The sequence below is a fragment of the Flavicella sp. IMCC45537 genome (genome assembly GCF_057197705.1).
The window spans coordinates 2,688,896-2,715,708 of the sequence record NZ_CM170067.1 but is presented as its reverse complement, the minus strand read 5'-3'; the positions used below and the strand labels follow the sequence as shown (position 1 = coordinate 2,715,708).

Sequence of the window (26,813 nt, the reverse complement as noted above, 5' to 3'; positions counted from 1 at the left end):
TTAAAATAAATATCGCACTGATGCCGAAAAATTTCTTCCCGGAGCACTAATTCCTGAAGCAAACTCTTTATAATGTCGATCAAAAATATTTGTTGTTCTAAACTGTAATTCTAAATCTCTAGACACCTCATAGAAAACCGAAAAATTAAACAACTCCCAACTTGGCGTTCCTGCATATTTATTTATTTCAGAATCCGCATTTTCATCAACTATAGGAGTTTGATCTATGTTATCTATCCCTTCATCAATATTATAATCACCCGGCTTTTTAGCTCCATTGAATTCATACTCAACATCAAAATCAAACTTCTTTATTTTGTAAGTAACACCCAAATTACCAAACAACGGAGGAATTGACGACATATTTTCTCTTGTGTCGTATGTTTTTCCTTTGGTATAATTTACACCTCCCCTTATCAGCCAATGCTCATTAAACTCACCTCTAAAATTAACTGCCCCTCCATAAATGTAGGCTTTCCCTCTATTTACATTCGCAAAAACTTTGGCCATTTCTCCATCGTATTCAATTCCAGAATCCCCTTCTTCTTGAGTATTGATATCGTATGGAGCTCTTATGATATAGTTATTCAGCAAAGTATAATAAATATTTGCACCAACACTAAAGAGCCTATTATTAAAAAATTGCAAAACACCTATTTCAGAATTATAGGCAAACTCTGGCTTCAGAACAACATTTGGCACAGTAACATTACCTGCTTTTTCTCTAATCTTCCCTACATCATCTACATTTGGAGACCTAAACCCAGAAGACAAAACAGCACTAAACTTCGTGTTTCTTGTCGGCTTATACACGTGACCTAAAGTAGCGGTTAATGCTGCATTTTTCAGAGAAATATCAGAGTCTGGCAGCGTAATAAATGAATCATCAATCCATTTTGCATTTAACTGTGTACCTGTAAATCTCAAACCTGTATTTAAGGTATTCTTATTATTTAAATCTTGTCGATATTCTGCATAAACCGCTTGGGTAGAATAATCTGAACCACCATCTGGATACCTTGATTGCACGTTATAATTACTTGCAACCCCTGTAATTAGACTCGTATTTGGATCGATTATCAAATTATCTCCTTGCGATTTACTATGAACTTTATTGTACACTAATTCAAACCCATATGAAAATATCCTATCTTTTCTTGCCGTAAGGCCCACAGAAAAATCTCCATTAACACTGAATACATCAACATTTTCGTTTCTATAAGACCTTTGGTCAATCTCACTAAATTTTCTTTGAATTCTTGATTCTGAAATATCCTGATAAGCCGCCGTAATAGTTCCACTATCAATCCAACTATTGATTTCAGACAACAGAACCTGACTTGAAATCATAAACCTCTTTTGAGGTCCGTATGACCATTCTGCGAATTTTAAACTCCCAGAATCCGTATATTCCGTAAGCCTATCAAACCTTGGAATATTTGATGACTCAGAATACTGAACGTTAAACAACAATTCTAAATCATTAGAAATAGGAATAAATATTTTCTGAAGTACATCTAACTGAGAAAAACCCGTGTTTTTTTGCAAAGTAGGATCCTCATTAATCACCGAATTTGAATTTGCGATGGTATTTGAATTATTTGAATACTCAAAAACCTTACCCCAATCTTCATAGCCATGTTTTCTATTCTTCCCCATTTTTAAATCTCCAAATTTGCTATAGGAAACACTGGTATAAGATGCCCATTTTTGAAAACTCAATTCAGTACCTAAACTTGTAGTTATTTCATTATTCACAGAACTATATCTAGAAAAAATCGAAGATTCTACATCGTTAAACTCAGAGGTTTTTAAGGATTTTGTATAATAATGTATCACACCTCCCAAAGCATCAGAACCATACATAACCGCTGAGGGCCCAAACAATACCTCAACCCTGTCTAAGATGGAAGGCGAAACTGTGATACCGTTCTGTAAATGCCCCTTACGATAAATAGCATTGTTCATCCTAACCCCATCTACAACCAATAAGACTCGATTGGCTTCCATCCCTCTAAGTACCGGACTACCTCCACCAAATTGGGATTTTTGCACCTTAATACTTGGTATTTTAGCTAATAAATCTGCAGAAGACTGTGGTGCAATATTTTTAATATCCCTAGAACTAACCACTTCTATTTGTTCGGCAATTCTATTTTTCTTTTGTTTACTTCTTGTTACAGAAACAACAACCTCTTTTAAAGCCTCCGTCAATCGATTTAAAATGATCTCATCGGTTTTCTTAAAATTTGATTTTGATACTTTTTCCTTTAGGTACAAATGATGATAAAAAAACAAATCTACCCCTTCTTGAAAAATAGAAACATCAACTTGCCCATTTTTATCAGAATACAAAACAATGGATTTATCCTTATTTGAAACCGAAACCCCTTTGATTGGCAATGCAGAGTCACTACCCAAAACAGTCAAACTTTGAGAAGTTAACTGAGCGGAACTCAAAAACAAAAGAACAAGAAGAAAAATTCTATTCATTACACAAACAAGTTTTTCAAAACTTCTATAGATTTAGGTCTCCTAAAATTAACTAAATGCAATTCGTAATATTTCAACAAAACGTCCAATAAGGCTTGTCTAGAACTTACATTTAAGGATAACATATGTGCCTTATCAAATTTTGTGCCTAAAACTTGCCTGAACAAGTCTAAATCCTCTCCAACCAAAGAAGGTCCTAAAAAGGCCTGATTTGTAAAAACTCCATCCATTAAATTAAAAGAAGTAGCATCGATAAATGTTTCATCAGGATAAAAGCCTAAATAACGAGTAAGATTCATCAAGAAAACCAAATGAAAATTAGATACTTTATCATAAATATCCAACCAATTTATCGAAGTCTCTATAAACGTGTATAGATCGGCATTCTGTTCCTCTTCTTTTACTACATTATACAGCATTTCAGAAATAAAGAATACGATAGATTGCTTTACAAAATCAGAATGAAGGCTTGAATAATTATGGTAAACTGTTGCATCTTTGATAGAGTTTAACGTCCCCTTGTTAGAGTGACTTGCAACTAGGTCTAATTGTGTCAATGGCAGAAAGTAAGCAGGTCTTAATTTTCCTTTTTTTGACTTCAACAATCCTCTGAGCATATAGCTTTTCATCCCAGATTGAAGCGTAAAACAATGCACGATCAAACCTGTATCCCCATATTTTAAGGAAGCCAAAACGATAGCTTTTGTTTGTACTTGCATTAATTTACAATCGCAATTTTTGTAGAAGAAGTTTGCTGTCCTTCTGCATTATAAAGCAACACTATATAAACACCTGAAGCCACTTTAGACCCTGCTAGATTTCTTTTATCCCATACAAATTTTCCTCCATATTCAGATTGCTCCGATACTGCGTTTGTTTCGAAAACCAAACTCCCAGCAACATCTAATATTTTTATATTGGTCCCTTCTGGTAAATTCTTTCCTTTTCCAACAATTGTCACTTTACTATGGTTTTTTAATACAGGATTTGGATAAGCATACACCTCTGTCAATTCAGAACCATACCCTACAACTCCAGCCGTGTAGGAAACTATTCCATTTTCAGTACCAAAATAAACCTCACCAGCTTCATCATCTATTCCAATTGACAATACATTATTTGAAGGCAATGGCGAATTATCTGTATTGAAACCTCTTAACGTGTTTTTTCCTGTAGCATCCGTTTGTAGAACTCCACCGGATCCAGTTGCAAACCATACATTTCCCGCTCCGTCTACTTTGATATCATTTATCAAAAGCCCATCCAATAACTTAGAGGCACCATCTGCCGCATCAATAATAACGGGCTCCGGATACACAACTTCATTCTCAAATACATTATCCACATCAGAAAACAAAACAACACCGGAAGCTGTACCTATCCACACATTATTATCAAGGCCAACTGCAATACAACGGACATTATTATTCGGTATTCCTTGGGCTTCCCCGACCATATTTATTGTCTCTGACAAACCTTCACTATGAACATATACCCCAGTATTTCTAGATCCAATCCATATATTACCTATCAAATCAATCTCTAAATCAGAATACTCCTTTTCACCGAACTCTGGTGCATGACTGGTCCAAACTCCATCTTTTGATCGTTTTTTTAATGCACCTGAACCATTAGAAACCAGAGAATTTACAATCCAAAAATCCCCATTAGTATCAAAACTAGAACCATATAATCTAGTTGTGGTATAATTAGCAACATTGGGCAACGTAAAATTTATCAACCCCTGATTGCCCCCTATATTTGTGTTTACTGCATTCCAAAAGTCATAAAACTGATCATTCTCAATAACCAAAACGCCACCACCATCAGTATCATCAACATCTCCAATTACTTGGGCCCAAGAACTCACATAAACTTTATTAGGGTTCTCAAGATCTACAGTCACATGCAATAAATCTTGCGCTTTGCCAACACCTTCTGGGTCCCCATATAAAATTTCAACCCAATTACTGCCATTAAAATGACTTATTCCCTTTTTATTATTTAATGGAGCAAAAGAGCCAGCAATTCCACCATAAACCGCCCAAACTTGATTATTCTCAACCGTTATTGAAAATAACTTGTTAGAAATAGGCCCATCAGGAGAAATTTCCTCATAATCATTAACTAAAGAAAATGAGCTAGAAAGCACCCCTTTTTCTTGACTTCCAATATAGATATCACTGTTATGCAAAATCAAGGAGGTAAAATTATAAGTTGCCGCATCAGAAGATGTCACTAGATTTAAATCAACATCATAAATAAAAGATTGTTTACTTGTAGCAAGAGCTATGTTTACATCTGTATGAGCGACATCAATGATATCAGAAGCTAAAGTATTTTTGGCAACTAACGAATTATCAACTAAAACTTCATAAAGTATCTTTCCTTTTGTAACGAATACCTTGTCATTAAAATTAGTTAGATTAGAAAAAGCTCCATCCGAAAATTTCAACCAATTCTTAGAATCATTTAAATTATCCTCAAGATTGGCAATATAGATTCCATCTAGTGAAGTTGCATAAATCTTAGTATCAACTACTAAAACATCGGTTACATTAACGGAACTAGAATTTTCACCAATAAAATAGGTGTCTCCAAACTCTAAACCCAACAAATCGTATACTACAATACCGAACTCCAAAGCTAACAACAAAGTGTTGTTATAACTAGTAATTTCATTTACTCGTTTTTCTAAAGAGATATCGGAAATCTGAATGTCAACAATTTTTTTAACCCCTCCAGCACTAGAAATCAACTCTAACAGTCCGCTCTCGTAACCTATTGCAAGTACATCATTGGCATCATCATAATTAATTGCAGAAGTATTCTGACCTGATAATCCATTTACTGAGGATATTTTGTCTAATTCATCGGTACCAAATTCATAGGTAAAAACAGCGTTTTCAGTCAAAGCATAAATAGAAGTAGCACTTTTATCCAAAGCCAACACCTGGTTATAAGAAAACAAATCTTTCCACTCAGAAGAAAAATCCACCTGAGCATTAGATAAAACGACAGAAAACAATGCAACTAGCCAACAAACAACTCTCATACTTCTAGATAATTAAAAATAATTATGATAATTTAAAATCTCTTTCTTTTCCTAATTTACATAAGATTTGTCAAAGATAACACTAACTAAATGATTTTATATATATTTACCCTTAGACTTAACAAAATTCGACGAAATGCCCATTGAAATTGAACGTAAATTCTTGGTAAAAAGCAAATCTTTTATAACAGATTCATTTCAAAAAAAATATATCAAACAAGGTTTTTTAAATACCGATAAGAAAAGAACTGTCCGAGTTCGCATCAGTGATGACAAAGGTTATATTACAATTAAGGGAATCACAAATAGCACGGGTATGAGCCGCTTTGAATGGGAAAAACAAATCACTAAAGAAGAGGCAAATAAATTATTAATGCTATGTGAAGAATCCCCTATCGAAAAACACAGGTATTTAATTAGAAATGAAGATTACATCTTTGAAGTTGACGTGTTTTCAGGTGCTAACAAAGGCCTTATCATTGCAGAGATCGAATTAACCTCTGAAAAAGATAAATTTAACAAACCTGAATGGCTAGGAAAAGAAGTTACCGGAGAAACTAAATATTATAATTCTATGCTAAGCAAAACCCCTTACAATAAATGGTAAAAAAAGCTTAGGCCCACAAATTAATGTGAGCCTAAGGAATAAATAAATCCTACCCCTAAGATTTATATTATAAATATTTTACTGTAATTTACTTTTTATTTTCTTATCGACAAAACATTTTCACCAAAAAACACTAGTAAAAACGTAACTATCTAACTTTTAGACTGCAAATATACACAAAGCTTACATTTTATCATTTAAATTTTACTTTTTTTTGGGTTATTAAAACGAATTGTAGCATACTAACAATAAACGGGATTAATTATTAGTTTAAAGGAAATACAATCGTAACCCTTGTCCCTGAATCTGTGTTTGACAAAATATTACATGTTGAAATATGAACCGAATTCTTCGGGTGCATCAATTTTATTCGTTTTTCAGTTGCATAAGAACCAAAAAACTTTCTTTTTGAAGAAACTCTGTTTTGCTCCTTAACAGCACTATTAATACCAATACCATTATCCTCAACAAGTATTACTAAATCTAGACTTTCCTTTCTAATTTTTATAACAATCTTCTTCTCGCCTACTTTACTTGCTAAACCATGCCAAATTGAATTTTCTATAAAGGGCTGTAAAAAAAGAGGAGGCACCATAATTTCATGTAAATTCAATTCTTCATCTATTTCTTTAATATACTCGAAACCTCCTTGCAATCTGGTTTTCTCCAAGGAAACATACATTTCCAACACCTCCAACTCTTCTGCCAAAGAAATCTCTATACTTTCTGAATTTTTTAAAATTTTTCGAACCAACTTTGAAAAAGAAGTAATATAATCAGAAGCTTCTTCTTTTTCGTTTTTTAGAATAAAATTATTTATTGAGTTCAGGGAATTAAATAAAAAATGCGGGTTCATTTGACTTTGCAACGCCGTCATTTTTAACTCTGCTGCCTCCTTTTGTTTCAATGCATACTGCACTTTTAAATTGGACTTTTTTTCTAAGATTTGTTTGAATATTTTACCCATTATATTTGTAAACACAAGTGCTTCAATCATTACACCGATATACACAAATAAAAGAGGATCAAAATTAATTGTATCCAGACGATTTCTAAAAGCAATATTAAAATAAGATCCAATATTGGCTAACAACAAAAATGAGGCAGACCCAAAAATAAAAAAATGAACACTTCTTTCTTTTATTTTGGAAATAACAAAATAAGTTCGAACAACAAAAAGACTCAAGCAACTTGAGAAGAAAAATACCTCAACAGAAAGAACATCCTTCCCAAAGAAATAATACACAATGGGAAAACTAATGGAAAAAAATAAAACTGCGTATTTTTTAATAATAAAATAACGATCCCAATCAGGAATCGTATACCTACTAGACAACAATACTCTTTCGAACTCGGCATAGAAAACAAAGCCAATAAAGAATACTGAAAACTCAAAATACTCGTAAAAAGAATCCCAAGCTCCAGACACAACTGGCTTGAGAAAAAAGACGAACATGCAAAACAAATAAAGACTATAATTTAAAAAAAGTCTTTTCTTATTCTGAAAATAAAGTCCAAAATTAATTAGAAAAAGCAACAGAATCGCACCTCTAATCCATGAAAAGAACTCAGAATTTAAATCATTAAACATTCAATTGAAGCTTTTCTATCAATTCGCTTTTTTTATTTCTACTAACACTAGCGGTAAGTTCATTTGTCAAAATCAATTCACCTCCATCTCTTTTCAAATATTCTTTAACATGATCTAAATTTACCAAGTAAGAATTATGAACACGATAAAAGGAATTCATATAAAACTTTTTCTCTACCTCTTTTAGTGTTTTTGAAACCACTATTTTTTTATTTGTTACTAGATAAATTGTAGTATAACTTTTATCTGATTGTAACATTACTACATCTTGCGCTTCTAAAAAATAAATTTTCCCATCTGCAGATATATTAATTTTAGGTGTTGAGGGTTTCATTGAATACAGCATAGCATCAACTTTCATTGCTAAACTATCTCGGTATACATTATTCCTCGCCTTTTCAACAGCAGCAATTAACTCCGCTTTATCAATAGGTTTCAATAAATATGCTATTGCATTTTCTTTTATTGCCTGTAAAGCAAACTCATCGAAAGCTGTTGTAAATATCAACTCAAAATTTCTGGCAGGTAATTTTTCAAGAAAACTAAATCCATTCATTTCTGGCATCTGAATATCTAAAAAAACAATATGCGGATTAATTTCTGAAATCAATCCAACGGCTTTTTTTGCACTGGAACAAGTAGTAATTGATATATTAGACACATACGTTTTAAGCTTCCATTCTAAAACTTCCAACGCATCTGGCTCATCATCAACAATTAAAATCTTTAACATTTTTTTCAATTTTTAAATACGGAATATTTCAAAATATCTCTATCAAAAAACACATCTATATAACCATGTTAATATTCTCACAGAATATAAAAATAAATTCCGAGAAAATGGAACAGACTTCCGAACAGGACAAACCCATGAAAAACAGCATGATTATAGGGCACTTTTTTAAACGAGAAAAATAAAGCTCCGATAGAATAAGACACGCCTCCATAAACAAAAAGCATTAACCCAAGTGAATCAAATTTTTCTACTAAAGGTTTAATTGCAAAGACAACCATCCACCCCATAGCAATATAAGTTCCGATAGAAATCAATTTAAAACGACCAATGAAATACACTTTAAATAAAACCCCTAAAAGTGCTAGTACCCACGACAAACCAAAAATAATCCAACCTATTCTACCCTGCAGCACCACTAAAGCTATGGGTGCATAAGTTCCTGCTATTAATATATATATTGCGGAATGATCGAAAATATTTAAATAATATCTAATTTTCCTTTCATTTGTAGCATGGTATAAAGTAGAAGCGGAATATAGTAGAATCAAACTCAAACCATATATCACAACACTTAAAACAACAATTGGATTCTGTGAATAGGATGCTTTTATTACTAAAAAAGGAAATGCAATGATGCTTAATGCAGCACCAAGACCATGAGAAATTATATTCAAGCGCTCCTCTAGTTTTGGATAATATGTCACCTCATATTTCATAAGAATCTTATTTATCGATTCTATATAAAATACAAAAGAAGCATCAATTTATGAAGGATTTGAATAATTAATTAGATCCTTTTCTATCAGATCAAAGCAACGATCTTTTAATTGTGTAACAGCTCCTAAATCCAAATCAACAACAGGAACAAAGGAATGCACTTTTACACGTAACACCCCAGGAGATCCGCTAAAAAAAGTATAAGAAAATCTTTTTTTACAATCATAAAAGCTCATAGGCACCAAGGGAAGTTTATGTTCAATAGCCAACCGGAAAGCACCTTTTTTAAATTCAGACAAAACTATAGACTCGTCCTCTGGTACCAAGCCCTCCGGAAAAATACAAATACTCAAGCCTAAATTTATTCTTCTTTGCGCTTCTTTAAAAACCTTTTGTTTGCTTTTAGAATCTCCTCTATCTACAAGTATACAGGTTCTCTTATAAAAAAAACCAAACACAGGCACTTTTGCTAATTCCTTCTTTCCTACAAATACAAAAGGGTTCTTTACAATAGAAAGCATCAACAAAACATCTAAAATAGACGTATGGTTTGCAATAAACATATAACTACCCTCCTTTTTTGTTTTTTGTAATTCATTTTTTCTCACCCAAAATCCTGTAAAAAAAAGCGTTGTTTTAGCCCAAAACCTAGCGAGCTTAAAAAATATAGGATACCAATCTTCTCTAGAAGTAACCAACAACAATATAGGAGCGAACAAAAATACCATTCCTGCAAAAAGAATATAAAACCAAATTCTCCAAAGCAATCGGAGCACATTTTTCAAAAAGTCAATCATGCATCAAATTTACCCAAATTAAATTCAAAAGCAGTTGCATTCAGTATCTTAACAAAACTTTCTAATTTTTAAAGCAAGAACCGAAATAAAATCATTATGCTTTCCTTATTTTTGCTTTTCAAAACAAACAAAATGTCAAGAATATTAACAGGAGTTCAAAGTACGGGAACGCCACATTTAGGGAATTTACTTGGGGCTATAATACCGGCTATTGAAATGGCAAACGACCCAGCAAATGAGTCTTTTTTATTTATTGCTGATATGCATTCGCTTACACAAATAAAAGACGGAAAAACATTAAAAGAAAACACATATAGCACAGCTGCTGCTTGGTTGGCCTTTGGTCTAGATGTAAATAAAACTGTTTTTTATAGACAAAGTGATATCCCAGAAACAACTGAATTGACTTGGTATTTAAATTGTTTTTATCCTTATCAAAGATTAACCTTAGCACATTCCTTTAAAGACAAAGCAGACCGTTTAGAGGATGTAAATGCCGGATTGTTTGATTATCCAATGTTGATGGCCGCAGATATATTATTATATGATGCCGAAATTGTACCGGTTGGAAAAGACCAACTACAGCACCTTGAAATGACAAGAGATGTAGCAGGTAGATTTAACCATCAAATGGGCGAAACTTTTATTTTGCCTGATGCAAAAATTCAAGAAGGAACCATGTATGTTCCGGGAACCAACGGTGGTAAAATGAGTAAGTCTCAAGGGAATATTATTGATTTATTCCAAACAGATAAAAAACTACGCAAACAGGTAATGAAAATCCAAACGGACAGTACTCCTATGGAAGATCCTAAAGATCCCGATACATGTAATCTTTTCGCACTTTACAAATTAATTGCTTCGGACGAGCAAATTGCTACAATGAGAGCAAATTACAAAGGTGGTAATTACGGTTATGGTCATGCCAAGCAAGCCTACTACGAATTGTTAGTAGAAAAGTATGCGGTTGAAAGAGAGCGTTACAATCACTACATCAATAATCTTGATGAAATAGACAAAGCACTAGCTATTGGAGCAGAAAAAGCTAAAAAAGTGGCCACAGCCGTTTTACAAAGAACGCGAGCAAAACTAGGTTACTAAAAAAAGAAATTACGATAAATCCAACCTCTTTAAATTTTATTTAAAGAGGTTTTTTTATTGCTGTGTATAGGTGTGAACACTGGTTTGAGCTACAGGTAAATAATTTACACCAAACCAACACACTAACAACACCACAAAGGCCAAAGCCAAAATACTCAAAGACTGTTTGGTTTTATGTGTATGGAAATAACGATAATGAATATAAGTCAAATATCCCATCCAGGTTAAAAACGCCCATATCTCCTTAGGATCCCAAGTCCAATAATGTCCCCAAGCCTCTTTAGCCCACATGGCTCCAAAAAGCAAACCAAGTGTTAAAAAAGCAAAACCTATATAGACTAAGTTGTCTGCTAATTTTAAAGTTTCTGACGACAAAACCCCTTTAGAATAATCATAAATTCCTTTCATTGCTACTATACTTGAAGCCGCTAATACCGCATATGAAAATAAGTAAACCAACACATGAGGCACAAACCAAGGACTTTGCAACGCTGGCATTAATGTTTTAGAATAAGTTTCTGGGTTTAAATAATTAATGATCAAAAAAACCGAAGATAATATCACACTATAGGCTAAAAACCATTTGTACCTCCATCTAAAATAGGTTACAAATCCAACAAAAGGCAAAAATGTAGCATACCAAAGTCTTGTTTCTCCCAAGGTTCTCATTGGGGGTCTATCTAACTCTACCCAAAGCTTAGCTACAAATAACAAAAGCACACCCCAACCTAAAAACAAAATCGGCAAAGCAACTTTAATGTAGGATTGTTTTGTGTATGCAAGAAATAGAAACACAAGTCCTATCAACCAAATAGAACCAATAATTCCACTATATAAAGGAAAATCTATCCAAGTCATCTCAATCTTCTTTATTTATTTTATTCCCCAACCAGAACATATTCATAGCACCTATGATCATCATAAAAATCCCTGAATAAATCACTGGTAGCCATGGATCTCTTACCAACTCCACCACACTCAAATCAGACCATTTACCCATTTTTTCATCATAACTTAACTGATAAATATCCCAACCTTTGTAGTAATAAGCCTCATTCACTAGTAAGGTTGTATTGATACGTTCTCCTTCTTTTGTTAAAATATCTATATCAGAGCTAAACTCCTTAGGTTCTGGAATAGTCATAACAATTGAAAAATCATCACTAATCTTTAAAGACTGATATGGATATCTAAAACTCCCACTACTAATCCAACCTTTCACAATGCTCCCATCTTCATTGTTTGTAACGGTTACTTTAGCTGCCGGAGGTGAGCCAACTTCATTGACGAAAAAATAATTAACACCATGTTTTCCTGCATTTTCAAGATAATCATCAATCTGTACTTGATAATTTTTAAAATAGTAGGTTTCCTCTTTTTCTACTAAATATAAATTCTTACCATTATTATGTGCGATGCTTCCAGTTTTATTATCTACCAAAGCCAACTTAGGGTTGTATTCTTTAATAATAAAGTCGTTCAAATAAATAGCAAAAGGCAACTCAACCTCCTCCTCATTATCATTATAAGCCATAATACTTGGCTTACCTTCATATACATTTAGAGACAAACGCTCTAAATCTCCACTTCCAAGTACTCCAGCAACGATTGCAATAAACAGCCCTAGGTGACTTACTACGAAACCAAAATTAGACCAAGAAAACTGCATGATTCGCTTTACAGTAACCAAACCCAAACAAGTTAAAAACTGTAAAAGAATCAATAAAAATGCCCAATGCGTAGTGATATGATTCAACCCTAGTTTAGAAATCGTTGCATTCTCCGATGGTATTTGTGGAACTATCCCCATTATCATTACCATAAAAGTAACCAATACTATAGAAGATATGGACGCCGGAACTTTTGTCAACCAACGGATTAATTGAATATCGGAAAACTTGAAATACGCGATAAACAGGATACCTACATATCCTAATAAAAAAATAACATTATATGGATAAGATATAAGAAACTCTTCTTTAGATGGAAAGAAAATCTCCATCATAAAACCAGTTAGGAGCAACCCTATGCCAATGAAAAATGATTCCATATAGCTCCAAGGATGCTCCCAAAAGTCTCTTCTTTTTTTCTTTAAAGATTGTTGTGTCATAAACAAGATCTAAGCAAAGCCAATATACTAATATTTAGCTTCTCTTTGCTTAGCTTCTTCATCCCATTTAGGTAAAACATTCTTTCTAAACTCAGCTTTTTCTTGCTCTAGTTTTTCCATTGGCAATCCAATATATTTCTGAGCAGCAGCCTTCGTTTCAATTGGTGGATATGCTACTTCTCCATCAAAACCTAACTTCATCAACAACTTTCCTAATTTGATACGTGTTTCTTGCGTAATATCAATTCCTTTCCCTATTACTCTTCCTAATTCTACAGGGGCATGGAAAGAACCTCCATGAGAAGCCGCAGCATAATCCCATCTCCATTGTCCTAATCTAATTCCATGTAAAATATCTTTCATTTGCGCCTCAGTAGCACCTAAATCCCAACACTTTTTAGCCTCAACATGTGCTCTCACCAACAATCTTTCTAATTGATCTCTATTTTCAAGGATTCTATCTTGATTGTCATATACATTCTTTACCAATACATCTTTTTCCTCACGGTGACATACCTGACAAGAATTTGCTACATTATTTAATGGAGATTGAATATGGTGATCTGTAAATTTCTGTCCTCCTTCTGTTTTATAAGGCATATGGCAATCCGCACAAGAAACACCTCTTTGACCATGAATTCCCATTTTGTACACTTCGTAACCTGGGTGTTGTGCTTTCAACATAGGTGCTCTACTTAACTTATGCACCCAGTCAACATGCCCCACTCTGTCGTAATACACTTCCATATCTTCTACAGTTTGTCCATCATCCCAAGGAAAAACTAAATAAGGGGTTCCTTCTTTGCCTGGTAAATTTTTGTTGAAATAATATTCAACGTGACATTGTGCGCATACCAAAGAACGCATTTCATTATGGGTTGCTTTTTTGATGTCTTTCCCTTGTCTTTCAAAAGCTTCAATCAAAGCGGGTCTTGTAACCTTTAAATTCATTGTTTCAGAATCGTGGCAATCTGCACAACCAATAGGATTCACAATTTCAGCACCTAATTTCCCCCATTTACCTTTATAAAACTCTTCTACACCTTGTTCATTCATAATTCTTGGAACATCTGGTGATTTACAAGTCCAACACGTAGAAGGCATCGGTCCGTCATCTTTACCCGTTGGGCCACCTGTTCTTAAAGAGTTTCTTAAATCTTCTACTGCATAATAATGACCACGTCCTTGATTGTAGTCTTTAGAAAAACCATATCCTGCCCAAAGAACAACCAAGCGAGGATCTACCTCTAACATATCTATATTGGCATTACCATTATGTTTAGATTTAAAAGTAGAATCGGCAGTTCTATAATACGATTCAAATTCTCTCGGAAAATTTTCACCCCAAACTTCATTTCTAGGCTCACCTGGTTTTATTTTATTTACAGGTGTGTATGCGTATTTAGCTTCTGTTTTTCTTTCTGTAATTGTTGAAACTAGAAGTCCTAGTAAAAAAACAAGTACCATAGATGCTAAAAATAACACCCAATTTTTCCAAGGTTCTCTTTTTGTGCTCATAATTATTCTTTTGGTTTTGTATCTAAATCTTTCATATATTTTTTAAGCCAACCCGGAACGGTTTCTTGATGTTCCTGAGGGACTTTCCCGTAATATTTTACAGATGATAAACTGTGTATTTTACCATGGGGTACTTCTTTATGGCATTCCCAACATTTTCTATCGGTCATATTTGCTTTATGATTATCAACAGTACTAGCTAATTTAGCATCTACTACTTGATCTTGATGGCAACGAATACAATTATTATGAACCACTTCTACTCCAGCTTCCTTCATTCTAATTACTTCAGGTTCACCACGGGTAGTAAATACGTATCCATGATACATTCCGTCTTTGGCCTTAAAAAAATATTTATTGAAAACATTGTCCTGCGGAACATGACAATCATTACAAGTAGCCCACTCTCTATGGGAACTATTCAACCAAGTTGTATATTGTGGAGTCATCACATGACAATTCACGCAGGTTTTAGGATCATCAGACAAGTAAGAAACCGCTTTGGACTCAATCATTGCATACAATGTAAGTCCAAAAATTGCACCTAACAAAATAACTACTGGCGTGCGCCATTCTTTAGGTGGAATAATTAATCTAAGCAACTTACTCATGATTCGCAATTTTTAAGTTCTGTCCTATTCGTTAAATTTAACACAAATTTATGGTTCTCCACAAATAAAAATATGACCGTTGTCATTTTTTTAAGATTTAATAAAAAAAGCCGTGCTAAAAAACACGGCTCCAAGTCGTTCTAAGTCCTTTTATGGCGCAGGGTTGGGCTGCAAATTATGTATTTGATCTATCTCTAAAAGCAATTCTTCTGTTAAGTTTACGTCAATTGTTGCAATATTTTGTTTTAACTGCTCCATAGTAGTTGCGCCAATAATAGTTGATGTCAGAAAAGGTTGTGCTTCGATAAAAGCTAAAGACAACTCAACCAGACTTAAATTATTATTCTTTGCAAGTTCATTATATTTCTCAGCTAAAAACATCGCTTGTTTATTACTGTATCTAGAGTAATTTGGAAATAGCTTTAGTCTTGATTTCTCAGGTAAGTTATCATCAAAATATTTTCCGCTTAACACCCCAAAACCTAACGGTGAATACGCTAATAAACCTACATTTTCTCTCATAGAAACCTCAGCCATTCCAATCTCATATGACCTGTTCAATAAAGAATAAGGATTCTGAATAGTTTTACAGCGAGTTAAATTATTTTTATCAGCTTCATTAAGATGCCTCATCGTTCCCCAAGGTACTTCATTCGACAATCCATAATGACGAATTTTACCAGCTTTTACAAGTTCATCCATAGCCTCCACTAATTCAGCTATTTTATCCTCCCATTTTTCTTCGCTATTATGCTTATAATTTAACTTACCGAAAAAATTAACATTCCTATCCGGCCAATGCAATTGATACACATCAATATAATCCGTATTTAACCTTTGTAAGTTTTTCTCAACGGTTTCTAACACCAATTTTTTAGTGAATTGTTGAGGCTCTCGAATATAAGATAAACCAGGATTTGGTCCTGCAATTTTACTTGCAATTACAAAATCTTCTCTCTTTTTATTTTGCAACCAAGAACCAATAATTCTCTCTGAATTACCTTGTGTTTCTTTTCTTCCTGGAATAGAATACATCTCTGCAGTATCAATAAAATTAACACCTTTTTCAGCAGCATAATCGAGTTGTTCATGCCCTTCTGCTTCCGTATTTTGCTCTCCCCATGTCATGCTCCCTAGACAAAGTTTTGAAACTTTAATGTCTGTATTAGGTATCTTCGTGTACTTCATTATTCTATAATTTTTTGGAAAATAAAAGTACAAAAAAAAGCTTTCCGATAATTTCAATAATCAGTCAAAAAAAGGATTTATTCAAATATTGAATCATCTAGTGTGAATATCAATTTTGGCAGCTCAAATTTATCATGAAAAACAAAAAAGCCTTACTAAAATTAGTAAGGCTTTTTAAATATTATTTATAAGTATTAAGCTTTCAAAGCTGCAATACCAGGTAATTCTTTACCTTCCATATATTCTAATAAAGCACCTCCACCTGTTGAAACATATGATACATCATCACCAAAACCTAAATTGTTGATTGCTGCGGCAGAATCTCCTCCTCCAATTAAAGAGAAAGCACCATTTTCTGTTGCTGCTTTTACTGCTTTGGCAACTTCAATAGTTCCTGTTGCATACAAAGGAATTTCAGAAACTCCCATTGGTCCATTCCAAATTACAGTCTTAGAATCTTTAATGATTCCTGAAAATAAATCAATAGTTTGTGGTCCAATATCAAATCCTTCCCACTCGTCAGGAATTTGTCCTCTTAAAACAACTTGTGTATTTGCTGTATTAGAAAAGTCATCACCTAATAAATTATCAATTGGGAAAATCAACTTAACTCCTTTCGCTTTTGCTTTTTCTTCTAACTCAAGAACGTACTCTAATAAATCATTTTGACATAAAGATTTTCCGATATTTCCACCTTCTGCTTTTGCAAAAGTATAAGACATACCACCACCAATAATAATATTATCAGCAACATCTAATAATTTCTCAATGATTAAAATTTTATCAGAAACCTTTGCACCACCCATAATAGCAGTAACTGGCTTGTCTCCACCTTTTAAAACTTTATCAGCATTTACTAATTCTGCTTCAATCACATAACCAGCAACTTTTTCTTCAAAAAATTGAGCTACAATTGTAGTAGAAGCATGTGCTCTATGCGCAGTACCAAATGCATCATTTACATAAACATCACCTAATTTAGACAACTGCTTAGAGAACTCAAGATCACCTGCAGTTTCTTCTTTATGAAAACGTAAATTTTCTAAAATCAAAACTTCTCCTGGTTTCAAATCTGCAACTGCTGCTTCAGCATCTGCTCCAACACAAGAATCTACAAATTTAGCTTGTACTCCTAATACTTCACTTACTTTTTCAACAATATGACCTAATGAAAACTTAGACTCTACTCCTTTTGGACGACCTAAATGCGACATTAAAACTGCTGCTCCACCATCTTCTAAGATTTTGATAATCGTTGGTTTTGCTGCTTTAATTCTGGTAATATCAGTTACATTAAAATCTGCATCTAAAGGCACATTAAAATCAACACGAACTAAGGCTTTTTTACCTTCAAAATTGATGTCTTTAATTGTTTTCATTGTTTGTTTAATTAAAATTTGTAAGCAAATATACTTAATTTAAATACTCGTTTTTAAAAATCTAAAAAAAGCTACTACAACGTTTTTGTAAGCGCCAACAAAAGTTCCTTTTCATCTATTTCTCAATTTTAAGAAATTTTCCTGTGTTTCTCTTTTTTGATATCCCTATATTTGTCCATGCTTTTTTCAGATATAATAGGTCAAGAACACATCATCAATCATTTAAAAACCTCTGCCGACAATGGACGCATTCCGCATGCGCAGTTGTTTATTGGAAAAGAAGGTTCTGGTACTTTACCAACAGCAATAGCCTATGCACAATATTTGCTATGTAGCAAAAATGAAGATGCCTCTTCTTGTAATATAAAATGTGAAAATTTAGCACACCCTGATCTTCATTTTGCTTTTCCTGTAGCAACAAATGACAAGGTGAAAAAACATCCTGTAAGCAATCTGTTTTTAGATGATTGGAGAACTTTTATCAAAGAACAACCTTATGGTAGTTTGTTCAATTGGTTTCAGCAAATTGGTATTGAAAATAAACAAGGGCAAATTGGTGTTGATGAAGCGGAGCAAGTTGTAAAATCCCTTCAATTAAAATCTTACGAAGGTGGTTACAAAATCATGATCATATGGATGGCTGAAAAAATGAACATTTCTGCAGCAAATAAACTTTTGAAACTTATAGAAGAGCCGCCTGAAAACACCATTTTTATTTTAATCGCCGAGGATCAAGAACAAATTATTAATACTATTCTATCTCGATGTCAAGTATTAACATTCCCAATTTTAAGCGAAGCTGATATTGCAGACGCTTTAATTAGTAGAAACAATTCTTTTCCTGCGGAAGCTTCTAAAATAGCTCACCAATCTGAAGGTAATTTTAACAAGGCAGTTCATATTTTAAAACACGATTCCAATGACATCATTTTTGAACAATGGTTTGTTACTTGGGTAAGAACTGCATTTAAAGCCAAAGGAAATGCAGCTGTGATTCAGAATTTAATTGAATGGAGTGAAACCATTGCCAAATCTGGTAGAGAAACCCAAAAAAGTTTTCTTCACTATTGTTTGCAGTTTTTTAGACAAGCACTTCTACAAAACTATAGTGCCCAAGAATTAGTGTTTTTAGAGACAGAAACTCAAGGGTTTTCTCTGGCGAAGTTTGCACCTTTTATTCACGGAGGCAATATTATGGAAATTGAAAAAGAAGTAGGAGATGCATTATACCACATTGAAAGAAACGGTAATGCAAAAATTATTCTTTTAGATTTATCTATTAAATTAACACGACTTCTGCATGCTAAAGAAAATGCTTAAAAATCTACTCTAAAAACCAAATTTGGAGTAAATCCTATTGATATTTGATCTGTTTCTACCAAGGTACGTTCTGCCGCTGGGCCACGCCCATCTAATTTAATTTCATATCCTCTATCCAAAATATTTTTGGTGTTGAAAATATTCATGAATGACAATCCAAATTTACCCTGTGCTTTTCCTTTCTTAGAGAATTTAAATTTATAGGTTGCCGACAGATCTACTTTTTTATAAATCGGTAATCTATTTGCATTTACTTCATCTTCATAAACAATTCTATAGTTACCTCTTGGTGTTTGCTCGATAGACAATCCTTTGGTATAAGGTGTACCAGATCTCAATTTAAAACCAAGTGAAAATTCAAATCTTTTAACGCCGTAAGTATGTGACCAAACTAAAGAATGTGGAATATCGTATTCTCCATCAAATTTCTCACCTTCATTTAACTCATCGTACTGAAATTTTGTTTTAGATAAGGTATAGCTAACCCAAGTTCTATAATTTCCAAAACGTTTTTTTAATAAAAAATCAACCCCATTTGTTGTGCTAATTCCTGCTAAATATTGCGGAACTTGATTTGCTACATCTTCTGTAAGTAAAGTAATTCCATTTATTTTTCTGTTATAAAAATCCACATCTAAATTCCATCCCTTATGCTGTACTAAAAACCCTGCGGAAATTTGATAATTTTTTAAAACAGGAATTCTTTGACCATCAGACAAGGCCCAAATATCATTTTCTAAACCGAAACCATTATTTCTAAATTCAATTAACTGACTGATGACTTGATTTTTTATTTCTGCAGAAAACTTCAACTGAAAAGCCTCCGTTATTTGATTTGACAAAAATAATCTAGGTTCCAAATAAAACTCCTCTACCACGGTAAAATAATTTACACGTAATCCAAAATTCATATTCCATTTCTCATCCGTATGTACCGCATATTCAGAAAAAAAAGAGTGGGTCATATTTTCTGAATTATCTGATTCAAAAACCTGATCTACACTATTGTCATTGCTATTGTCAAAAATATAACTCACATTTTTTTTGGATAGTTGATAACCATGCGACCATGAAACAAAATCATTTATATCATTTTTAATCTCTACTTTTAATCCAAGATCATCAACATTGTTGTGCTTTTCAAAGGTTTCAGTAACATTATTCTCAGGGTTTCTTCTTGTAATGGTACGAATTCCTTGGTAATCTAATAAATACTCAGATTGGTTGAATTCTATATTCCCAGAAAATTTATCACTCCAATACCGCGACCATTTTAAATTTGACCCTCTATTTTTAATTTGTAGATTATCAGTATTAGTCTCACTAAAACGTTCATTTTCTGAATAGTACTCTAAATTATTTTTATTATATAAATTACTAAATACTAACTTATCTTTTTTAGAAATATCTGCTATAACTTTTAAATTATAATCATGGAAAAAGAAACTATTATTTACGTTAGTTATATCGTTTGCACCATCTGTTTCGTCCTGAACGATACGTGTATTTTGGAACACACTTTCTGAAAATTTTTGATAAGTTATGGTATTCCAAAAATCCGTTAAAGAACGTCTTCCTGACAAAATAACACCTACTTTATTATTAAACAAAGGAGCTTTTATATAAGCATCGGCATGTAATAAATTCAATCCAAAACCAGCCTTAAATTCCGGTACAGCCTCACCTGAGCTAATATCCAACACTCCTCCTATTCTTTCTCCATACCTAGCACTCGTTCCACTTCTATAAAACTCAATTTTTTTAGTAATGTAGGGATTAAAGGAAGAAATCAACCCAAAAAAATGACCGCTCTCATACATTTTTATTCCATCAAATAATATCAAGTTTTGATCTGGTGTACCTCCTCTTACATGTAAATCAGAAGCTGTTTCTCCTGGACTTTGTACTCCTGGAAGCATTTGTAAACTTTGCAGTACATCTGGCTCTGTTAATCCTGGTAAGATTCCTAGATTATTTGGAGAAACACGAATCGCTCCGTCTCTTTTTTTAGACATTCCTTGTGTAAGGTAATCACTTATCAATACCTCTTGTAGTTCTTCATTTGTTTCAGAAAGCTTTATTTTTTTACAGTTATCATGCTGCATTTTAAAAACGGGACTTTCTACACTGTAATACCCCAAATAATCTACTCTTACAATCCAATCTGATTGTAATTTTTTCAATTCGAAATACCCTTCGGAATTTGAGGAAACCCCTATATTTTTGTCTTCCACCCAAATTGTGGCATTGGCAATAGGCATCCCAGAGTTTTCATCAACAAGAAAACCACAAACAACATTGTCTGTGGTAATTTCTTTTTGTTTTATAATGATATACCTATCGTCTAGGTTTTCAAAAATTAAATTGGTTTCTTCTTCGAGATATAATAGTACCTCTTTTAGGTTTTGATTCCCTTTTTCTAGGAATATGGTAAATTCCTCAATCAAACTAGCATCATAAGAAAAACGAACTTTATATTCCGTTTCCAAGGAAACTAAAATTTCTTTTAGCGCTTTGGTTTCATTCTTATTATCTGGAATTTGCTGTTGTGCTTTTCCAATAGTTATGAGTACAAAAAAAAGTATTAAAAAATAATATGTTTTACTTTTCACTAAGCGTTATTTTACCTGATTCACCAATCGTATATGCGATTTGTAAAGGTATAAAAACTGTTTGTAAAGCAATTTCTTTATTTTTATTTGTAAAACTTCCAGAGTATAACTGATTCTGATTCACTTTTTCAGAATCGATCGTAATATGATACTGTTTTTCTAATTCCTTTAAAACGTATTTTAAGGGAGTACTCACAAAAGAACTTTCTCCTGAAACCCAAGCCGGTTGTTGTAACTCAAAAGTGGTATTCTGTGCTGCTTGTCCCTGTATTTTTGTAAAACCTTTTCCGGGAGTTAAAATAACTTCATCAGCATTACTTACTACTTTTACTTTTCCTTCAAAACATTTTACATCAAAGAAATCCTGTGTTCTTTTTACATTGAATTGCGTCCCTAAAACGCTCACAGATCCTAAATCTGTAGCTACAGTAAATTTTGAACCCTTTTGTACTTTAAAATATCCTTCACCATTTAAATTTAGGTTTCTTTTTCCTTCTTCCCAATCTTTCTCATTCAAAGTAAGCTTTGACTTTGCATTTAATTGAACTTCAGATCCATCAGGTAATACAATCGCAAGTTGTTCTCCATAAGAGGTTTGGTAAACTGTTTCTTTATCTACAAAATAAAAGATACCAAACAACAAAGTTATGGATGCAGCTACTGCATAAAACCAACTAGGCACCATTTTTCTAACTTTTTGCTTCGGATGTTGTATTTTATTCTGTATTGCTTTTAAAGTCGTTTCTTGATTAAACTCTGGGGCTTTAAAAAGCTCCATCTTTTTTACAATTTTTGAGTACTCTTTAAAATCTTCGGTTTTTTCAAAAGCAATGCGTTCCTCTTCATTGAGGTCTTTATTTAGCCATCTTGCTAAAAAAGTATCGTCTGTGTATTTTTGCTCCATAATTATATCCTTTATTAGTAAAACAGTTTTATTTTAAACTACCCTACCTCTTTTTTATTTTATTAACATTTGATAACAAAAAATGTTATAAACATGATTCTTAATTTATTACCTATATCACAGACTTAAAATTTTCCGCTGATTTTTTCACGCATTTTTAAAAGTGCTCCGTGCATTCTTTTTTCTACTGCTTTGACAGATATATTTAACAATTCAGCTATTTCTTTGTAACTTTTTTTATCAATTCTACTCATTAAAAAAACCTCTCTTTGACCGTCAGTTAAATCAGAAATCGCGTTTTGAAGCTTCACCATAAATTCTTTTTCTTCCAAAATAAACTCAGGGTCTTCATTAGTAGCATCTGTTGTTGGAATCTGATTATACTTTAGAACTACTTTTTTATGCGCTACTTCGTTTAGAAACATATTGTTTGCTACCGTGTATAAAAAAGATTTTGCTTTTTCAAAAATAACCTTAGCACAATTGTTCCACATTTTTATAAAAGCTTCTTGCACCAAATCTTCAGCTTGATCTTGGTTACCGCATTTATAATAAATAAAGTTATATAGAGATTTGGAATGGCTAGAGTAAAGGCTTTCAAACACCTTAGACTCACATACCGATTTTTCTTCAGACATATTTTGTGCTCATTTTAAATTCAAAAATAACCATTTTTTTTATGTATCTCACATCAAAAAAAACATGTATTAATAGTATGAAACAGAATTAATTTTCAACAAATTATCATGTATCTTTGATTTTACCTAACATCAATAAAACTATGAAAAATTATTACTTCCTAGCCTTACTAAGTTTTCTTTTTATCTCAAGTTTTAATGCCTCTTCTCAGGAGTTAAAATTGGCTTCTGATATTTGGCCTCCTTTTACAAACGCTGCAAAGGAAAAATCTATTGCTTTAGAAATTGTACAACAAGCACTTTCTCAATCCAATATAAAAAGTAATACCTCTATTTTAAATTTTAAAGAGGTTATCGATGGAATAAAAACACATACTTATGATGGTAGTGCTGCATTGTGGAAAACTAAAAAAAGAGAAGAGACCATGTTATTTTCGGACCCCTATCTGCAAAACCAACTTGTATTGGTTTCAAATAAAAACCAAAACGTAAACAACCCTAATTTAAATGGCAAAAAGTTAGGATTGATAGAGGGCTACGCTTACGGAGATGAAATTACGGAGAACAAAAAAATTGAATTTGTTTTCAGTAAAAACAATCAAGAAAATTTAGAAAAATTACTTTCAGGAGAAATAGATTATTTTTTAGTAGATAATTTATTAATTCAATACCTGCTGGAATACCAAGTAAATGATGTCAATAAATATTTAGAAATTTCTCAAAAGCCATATTCAAAAAAATCATTGCATTTTGCTATTCATAAAAATGTTCCCAATGCTAAAAAAATAATGGCCGATTTCAATGTGCAAATAAAAAAAATGATGAAGGATGGTAGTTATAATGACATTATGCAATTAGATCGAATAAAAATTGATGTTGATAACGATGGAGTTTCTGAAATTATTTTAAGTTCAAATCTAGTTGTAGAAAAAAACTCAAATCGGGCTTATTCACTTTTTTACGATGAAACAAAAACAGAAGGTTTTTATTTCAACAACAAACATTATCCAGATTGGGAAAGCGTACCAGAAGTTTATAAAAATAATATTCCTGCTCAAAAAAATGAACTGCCAAAACCAATTGGATTACAAATAAAAATTTAATAATTTTTATCTTCAGGATATTTAGCCATAAACTCTTCTGCTTTCTCCACCATTTTAGTGGTTCCACAAAAAATAGGAACTCTTTGATGTAACTCTGTAGGCTTTAAATCCATGATTCTCACATACCCATCTGTAGCTTTCCCATTGGCTTGTTCTGCTAAAAAAGCAATGGGGTTACATTCATACAGCAATCTTAATTTTCCTTGTGGCGATTTTGAACTTGTAGGATATAGATAAATTCCTCCTTTAATCATATTTCTATGAAAATCAGAAACCAAAGAACCTATATACCTAGAAGTATATGGTCTGTCTTCTTTTTCTTCTTGACAATATTTTAAATAATCTTTAACTCCTTGTGGGAAATGAACATAATTTCCTTCGTTTATAGAATATATTTTACCTGAATCAGGAAATTTCAAATCGGGATGTGACAAATAAAATGTTCCTAAAGCAGGATTTAAAGTAAAACCATTAACCCCATGTCCTGTTGTATACACTAACATTGTTGAAGTACCGTACACAATATATCCTGCAGCAACTTGTTCATTTCCTTTTTGCAAAAAATCTTCAATCTGAACTGGTGTTCCCTCTGGGGTAACCCTTCTATAAATTGAAAAAATGGTTCCTACAGATACATTAACATCTATATTAGAAGACCCATCCAAGGGGTCAATCAAAACAACATATTTATTTGAATGACTATTTTCTTTTCCTTCAATAGTCACAAAATCATCTTCCTCTTCACTGGCAATACCACAAACAATTTCTCTGTTAATCAAGGCCGATTTAAAAACATCATTTGCATATACATCTAACTTTTGCTGATCTTCGCCTTGAATATTTCTTTCTCCAGCCTCGCCAAGGATATCCACCAAGCCTGCTTTATTAACTTCGTGGTTCACAATTTTAGCAGCCAATCGAATGGAATTGATCAACCTAGATAACTCTCCAGAAGAATATTTAAACTGTTTTTGATTTTCAATAATAAACTCTCCTAGGGTAGTATGTTGTAAATTTTCCATGATATAGAATTTTTAAGCCTAAATTACATATTTATTTCTTCTAAAAACCTATGTAAACACAGGCAAATATTTTTTTTTGAAAAAAATTAAATTTTTAGGTAGGGTTATTTAAAAGGTGCTTGTTTTATATATAGAGACCATAAATATTAAACTTAAAAATTCTATATCATGAAAAAATTCACCAACACGGTTGCAGCATTATTTATCGCAATGGGAGTATTTACTTCCTGTGACCAAAGCCTAACTGAAGAGATCATTGCATCTGAAAATTCAACTGAATTATCAAATGAAGACATCAAATCTGCCGTTGAAACACTTTCATTTAAGTATTCAATTACTGCAGTAAACGACGACGATACGGAAGTAGTTATTTCTAATGATGAAGAATTAACTGAATATGGAAACAAAAATGCAAGAGCTAAAATTGTTTATCCAATAGATATTACAGTTGATGGAGAAACCATTACTGTAAATAACAAAGAAGAAATGAAAGCCTTGATTGGTAAAAAGAAAGGAAAACACAGAAGACCTCCTTTTGAATTAGTATTTCCTGTAAATGTTGCCACTTCGGAAGGTGAACTTGCTATAGACGATAAAGAAGCTTTTAAAGCTTATAGAGAATCATTAGAAGAAGGTGTGAAACCAGCTTTTGTATATCCTATATCTGTAATTATGGATGAGGAAACAATTGTTGTGAATAGCGAAGAAGAATTAGAGGCTTTGAAACCAGAAAGAGGTGAAAGACCTGCAAGACCTGAATTGGTATTCCCTGTTTCTGTGGTAACTGCAGATGGTGATTTGGAAATTGCAGATGCTGATGCCATGAAAGCATATAAAGAAACTTTAGAAGAAGGAACTCGTCCAGAATTTGTATATCCAATTTCTGTAATTATTGACGAAGAAACAATCGTTGTAAACAATGCTGATGAGTTACAAGCCTTAAAACCAGAAAGACCAAGCAAACCACAATTGATATTTCCAGTTTCTGTAGTAACTGCGGATGGTGATTTAGAAATTGCAGATGCTGATGCCATGAAAGCATATAAAGAAACTTTAGAAGAAGGAACTCGTCCGGAATTGGTATTCCCTGTTTCTGTAATTGTTGAAGAAGAAACAATTGTAGTAAATAATGAAGATGAACTTAAAGCTTTAATGCCTAAAAAAGGTAGAAAAAAATAAATTACCCCTAAGTACCTAGCTCTATAGCATCTTTAAAATAGAGCTAGTAACACATACCTTACTTTACGAAGGTTAAAATTAGTAGTAGTAGTAATAGGGTTAAAACCTCTGAAGGCATCGTGCTGACAGGGG

At 32.7% G+C, this 26,813-nt stretch carries 22 protein-coding genes; 5 read left to right on the top strand and 17 right to left on the bottom strand.

Annotated elements, in window-relative coordinates; all coding sequences use genetic code 11:
* The 3 genes from AC2DGP_RS11160 to porZ are packed head-to-tail and all read right to left on the bottom strand — an operon-like array spanning position 1 to position 5,548.
* On the bottom strand, positions 1–2,493 hold the full coding sequence (locus AC2DGP_RS11160; RefSeq protein ID WP_484490142.1) for a TonB-dependent receptor plug domain-containing protein: 2,493 nt from the start codon (positions 2,491–2,493) through the stop codon (positions 1–3).
* A complete protein-coding gene (gene recO / locus AC2DGP_RS11155; RefSeq protein ID WP_484490141.1) occupies positions 2,493–3,212 on the bottom strand; it encodes a DNA repair protein RecO in 720 nt (239 codons plus the stop codon). Before recO ends, AC2DGP_RS11160 begins: the two co-directional genes overlap by 1 nt.
* Positions 3,212–5,548, bottom strand: coding sequence for a type IX secretion system anionic LPS delivery protein PorZ (gene porZ / locus AC2DGP_RS11150; protein WP_484490140.1), 2,337 nt, complete (start codon positions 5,546–5,548; stop codon positions 3,212–3,214). The genes recO and porZ overlap by 1 nt, the downstream gene beginning before the upstream one ends.
* A 136-nt stretch (positions 5,549–5,684) precedes the next feature.
* Here porZ and AC2DGP_RS11145 point away from each other — a divergent pair, with 136 nt between their 5' ends.
* On the top strand, positions 5,685–6,155 hold the full coding sequence (locus AC2DGP_RS11145) for a CYTH domain-containing protein (RefSeq protein WP_484490139.1): 471 nt from the start codon (positions 5,685–5,687) through the stop codon (positions 6,153–6,155).
* 265 nt (positions 6,156–6,420) lie between these two features.
* On the opposite strand, the gene AC2DGP_RS11140 is transcribed toward AC2DGP_RS11145, so the two are convergent.
* The 4 genes from AC2DGP_RS11140 to AC2DGP_RS11125 all read right to left on the bottom strand — a co-directional run bounded on the left by AC2DGP_RS11140 (position 6,421) and on the right by AC2DGP_RS11125 (position 9,996).
* Positions 6,421–7,611, bottom strand: coding sequence for a sensor histidine kinase (locus tag AC2DGP_RS11140; protein WP_484490138.1), 1,191 nt, complete (start codon positions 7,609–7,611; stop codon positions 6,421–6,423).
* 127 nt (positions 7,612–7,738) lie between these two features.
* A complete protein-coding gene (locus tag AC2DGP_RS11135; protein ID WP_484490137.1) occupies positions 7,739–8,479 on the bottom strand; it encodes a LytR/AlgR family response regulator transcription factor in 741 nt (246 codons plus the stop codon).
* A gap of 77 nt (positions 8,480–8,556) precedes the next feature.
* Positions 8,557–9,198 carry a PAQR family membrane homeostasis protein TrhA gene (trhA, locus tag AC2DGP_RS11130; protein ID WP_484490136.1) on the bottom strand — a complete coding sequence of 214 codons (642 nt, stop codon included), beginning with the start codon at positions 9,196–9,198 and terminating at the stop codon, positions 8,557–8,559.
* A 48-nt stretch (positions 9,199–9,246) separates the two neighbouring features.
* Entirely contained in the window at positions 9,247–9,996 is a 750-nt protein-coding gene (locus AC2DGP_RS11125; RefSeq protein WP_484490135.1) for a lysophospholipid acyltransferase family protein, read from the bottom strand.
* A 132-nt stretch (positions 9,997–10,128) separates the two neighbouring features.
* Here AC2DGP_RS11125 and trpS point away from each other — a divergent pair, with 132 nt between their 5' ends.
* A complete protein-coding gene (gene trpS / locus AC2DGP_RS11120; RefSeq protein WP_484490134.1) occupies positions 10,129–11,097 on the top strand; it encodes a tryptophan--tRNA ligase in 969 nt (322 codons plus the stop codon).
* A gap of 54 nt (positions 11,098–11,151) precedes the next feature.
* Here the strand turns inward: trpS and ccsA are convergent, their stop codons facing one another.
* The 6 genes from ccsA to AC2DGP_RS11090 form a co-directional block, all read right to left on the bottom strand.
* Positions 11,152–11,955: a cytochrome c biogenesis protein CcsA gene (gene ccsA / locus AC2DGP_RS11115; RefSeq protein WP_484490133.1), complete on the bottom strand. Its 804-nt coding sequence runs from the start codon at positions 11,953–11,955 to the stop codon at positions 11,152–11,154.
* A gap of 1 nt (position 11,956) precedes the next feature.
* The gene (locus tag AC2DGP_RS11110; protein ID WP_484490132.1) at positions 11,957–13,207 is read right to left on the bottom strand and encodes a hypothetical protein; all 1,251 of its coding nucleotides are present in this window, start codon (positions 13,205–13,207) and stop codon (positions 11,957–11,959) included.
* A 27-nt stretch (positions 13,208–13,234) separates the two neighbouring features.
* On the bottom strand, positions 13,235–14,725 hold the full coding sequence (nrfA, locus tag AC2DGP_RS11105; RefSeq protein ID WP_484490131.1) for an ammonia-forming cytochrome c nitrite reductase: 1,491 nt from the start codon (positions 14,723–14,725) through the stop codon (positions 13,235–13,237).
* Positions 14,726–14,727: 2 nt separating this feature from the next.
* Positions 14,728–15,336: a cytochrome c nitrite reductase small subunit gene (gene nrfH / locus AC2DGP_RS11100; RefSeq protein ID WP_484490130.1), complete on the bottom strand. Its 609-nt coding sequence runs from the start codon at positions 15,334–15,336 to the stop codon at positions 14,728–14,730.
* Between the two features lie 150 nt (positions 15,337–15,486).
* Positions 15,487–16,524 (bottom strand): aldo/keto reductase, encoded by a 1,038-nt coding sequence (locus AC2DGP_RS11095; RefSeq protein WP_484490129.1) that lies wholly within the window; start codon positions 16,522–16,524, stop codon positions 15,487–15,489.
* A gap of 194 nt (positions 16,525–16,718) precedes the next feature.
* Positions 16,719–17,903 carry a phosphoglycerate kinase gene (locus tag AC2DGP_RS11090; RefSeq protein ID WP_484490128.1) on the bottom strand — a complete coding sequence of 395 codons (1,185 nt, stop codon included), beginning with the start codon at positions 17,901–17,903 and terminating at the stop codon, positions 16,719–16,721.
* A gap of 177 nt (positions 17,904–18,080) precedes the next feature.
* On the opposite strand from AC2DGP_RS11090, the gene AC2DGP_RS11085 reads away from it, so the two are divergent.
* Positions 18,081–19,223 carry a DNA polymerase III subunit gene (locus AC2DGP_RS11085; RefSeq protein WP_484490127.1) on the top strand — a complete coding sequence of 381 codons (1,143 nt, stop codon included), beginning with the start codon at positions 18,081–18,083 and terminating at the stop codon, positions 19,221–19,223.
* Here the strand turns inward: AC2DGP_RS11085 and AC2DGP_RS11080 are convergent.
* The 3 genes from AC2DGP_RS11080 to AC2DGP_RS11070 form a co-directional block, all read right to left on the bottom strand.
* Complete coding sequence (locus tag AC2DGP_RS11080; RefSeq protein ID WP_484490126.1) at positions 19,220–21,835, bottom strand: TonB-dependent receptor; 2,616 nt, start codon at positions 21,833–21,835, stop codon at positions 19,220–19,222. The genes AC2DGP_RS11085 and AC2DGP_RS11080 overlap by 4 nt on opposite strands.
* Complete coding sequence (locus tag AC2DGP_RS11075; RefSeq protein ID WP_484490125.1) at positions 21,825–22,739, bottom strand: FecR family protein; 915 nt, start codon at positions 22,737–22,739, stop codon at positions 21,825–21,827. The genes AC2DGP_RS11080 and AC2DGP_RS11075 overlap by 11 nt, the downstream gene beginning before the upstream one ends.
* A 125-nt stretch (positions 22,740–22,864) precedes the next feature.
* A complete protein-coding gene (locus tag AC2DGP_RS11070; protein ID WP_484490124.1) occupies positions 22,865–23,377 on the bottom strand; it encodes an RNA polymerase sigma factor in 513 nt (170 codons plus the stop codon).
* 143 nt (positions 23,378–23,520) lie between these two features.
* Here AC2DGP_RS11070 and AC2DGP_RS11065 point away from each other — a divergent pair, with 143 nt between their 5' ends.
* Positions 23,521–24,480 carry a substrate-binding periplasmic protein gene (locus tag AC2DGP_RS11065; RefSeq protein ID WP_484490123.1) on the top strand — a complete coding sequence of 320 codons (960 nt, stop codon included), beginning with the start codon at positions 23,521–23,523 and terminating at the stop codon, positions 24,478–24,480.
* On the opposite strand, the gene fbp is transcribed toward AC2DGP_RS11065, so the two are convergent.
* Entirely contained in the window at positions 24,477–25,502 is a 1,026-nt protein-coding gene (gene fbp, locus AC2DGP_RS11060) for a class 1 fructose-bisphosphatase (protein ID WP_484490122.1), read from the bottom strand. The two genes, AC2DGP_RS11065 and fbp, sit on opposite strands and share 4 nt — an antisense overlap.
* A gap of 168 nt (positions 25,503–25,670) precedes the next feature.
* Between fbp and AC2DGP_RS11055 the strand changes: the two genes are divergently transcribed.
* Complete coding sequence (locus AC2DGP_RS11055; protein ID WP_484490121.1) at positions 25,671–26,681, top strand: hypothetical protein; 1,011 nt, start codon at positions 25,671–25,673, stop codon at positions 26,679–26,681.
* The last annotated feature ends 132 nt before the right edge of the window (positions 26,682–26,813 follow it).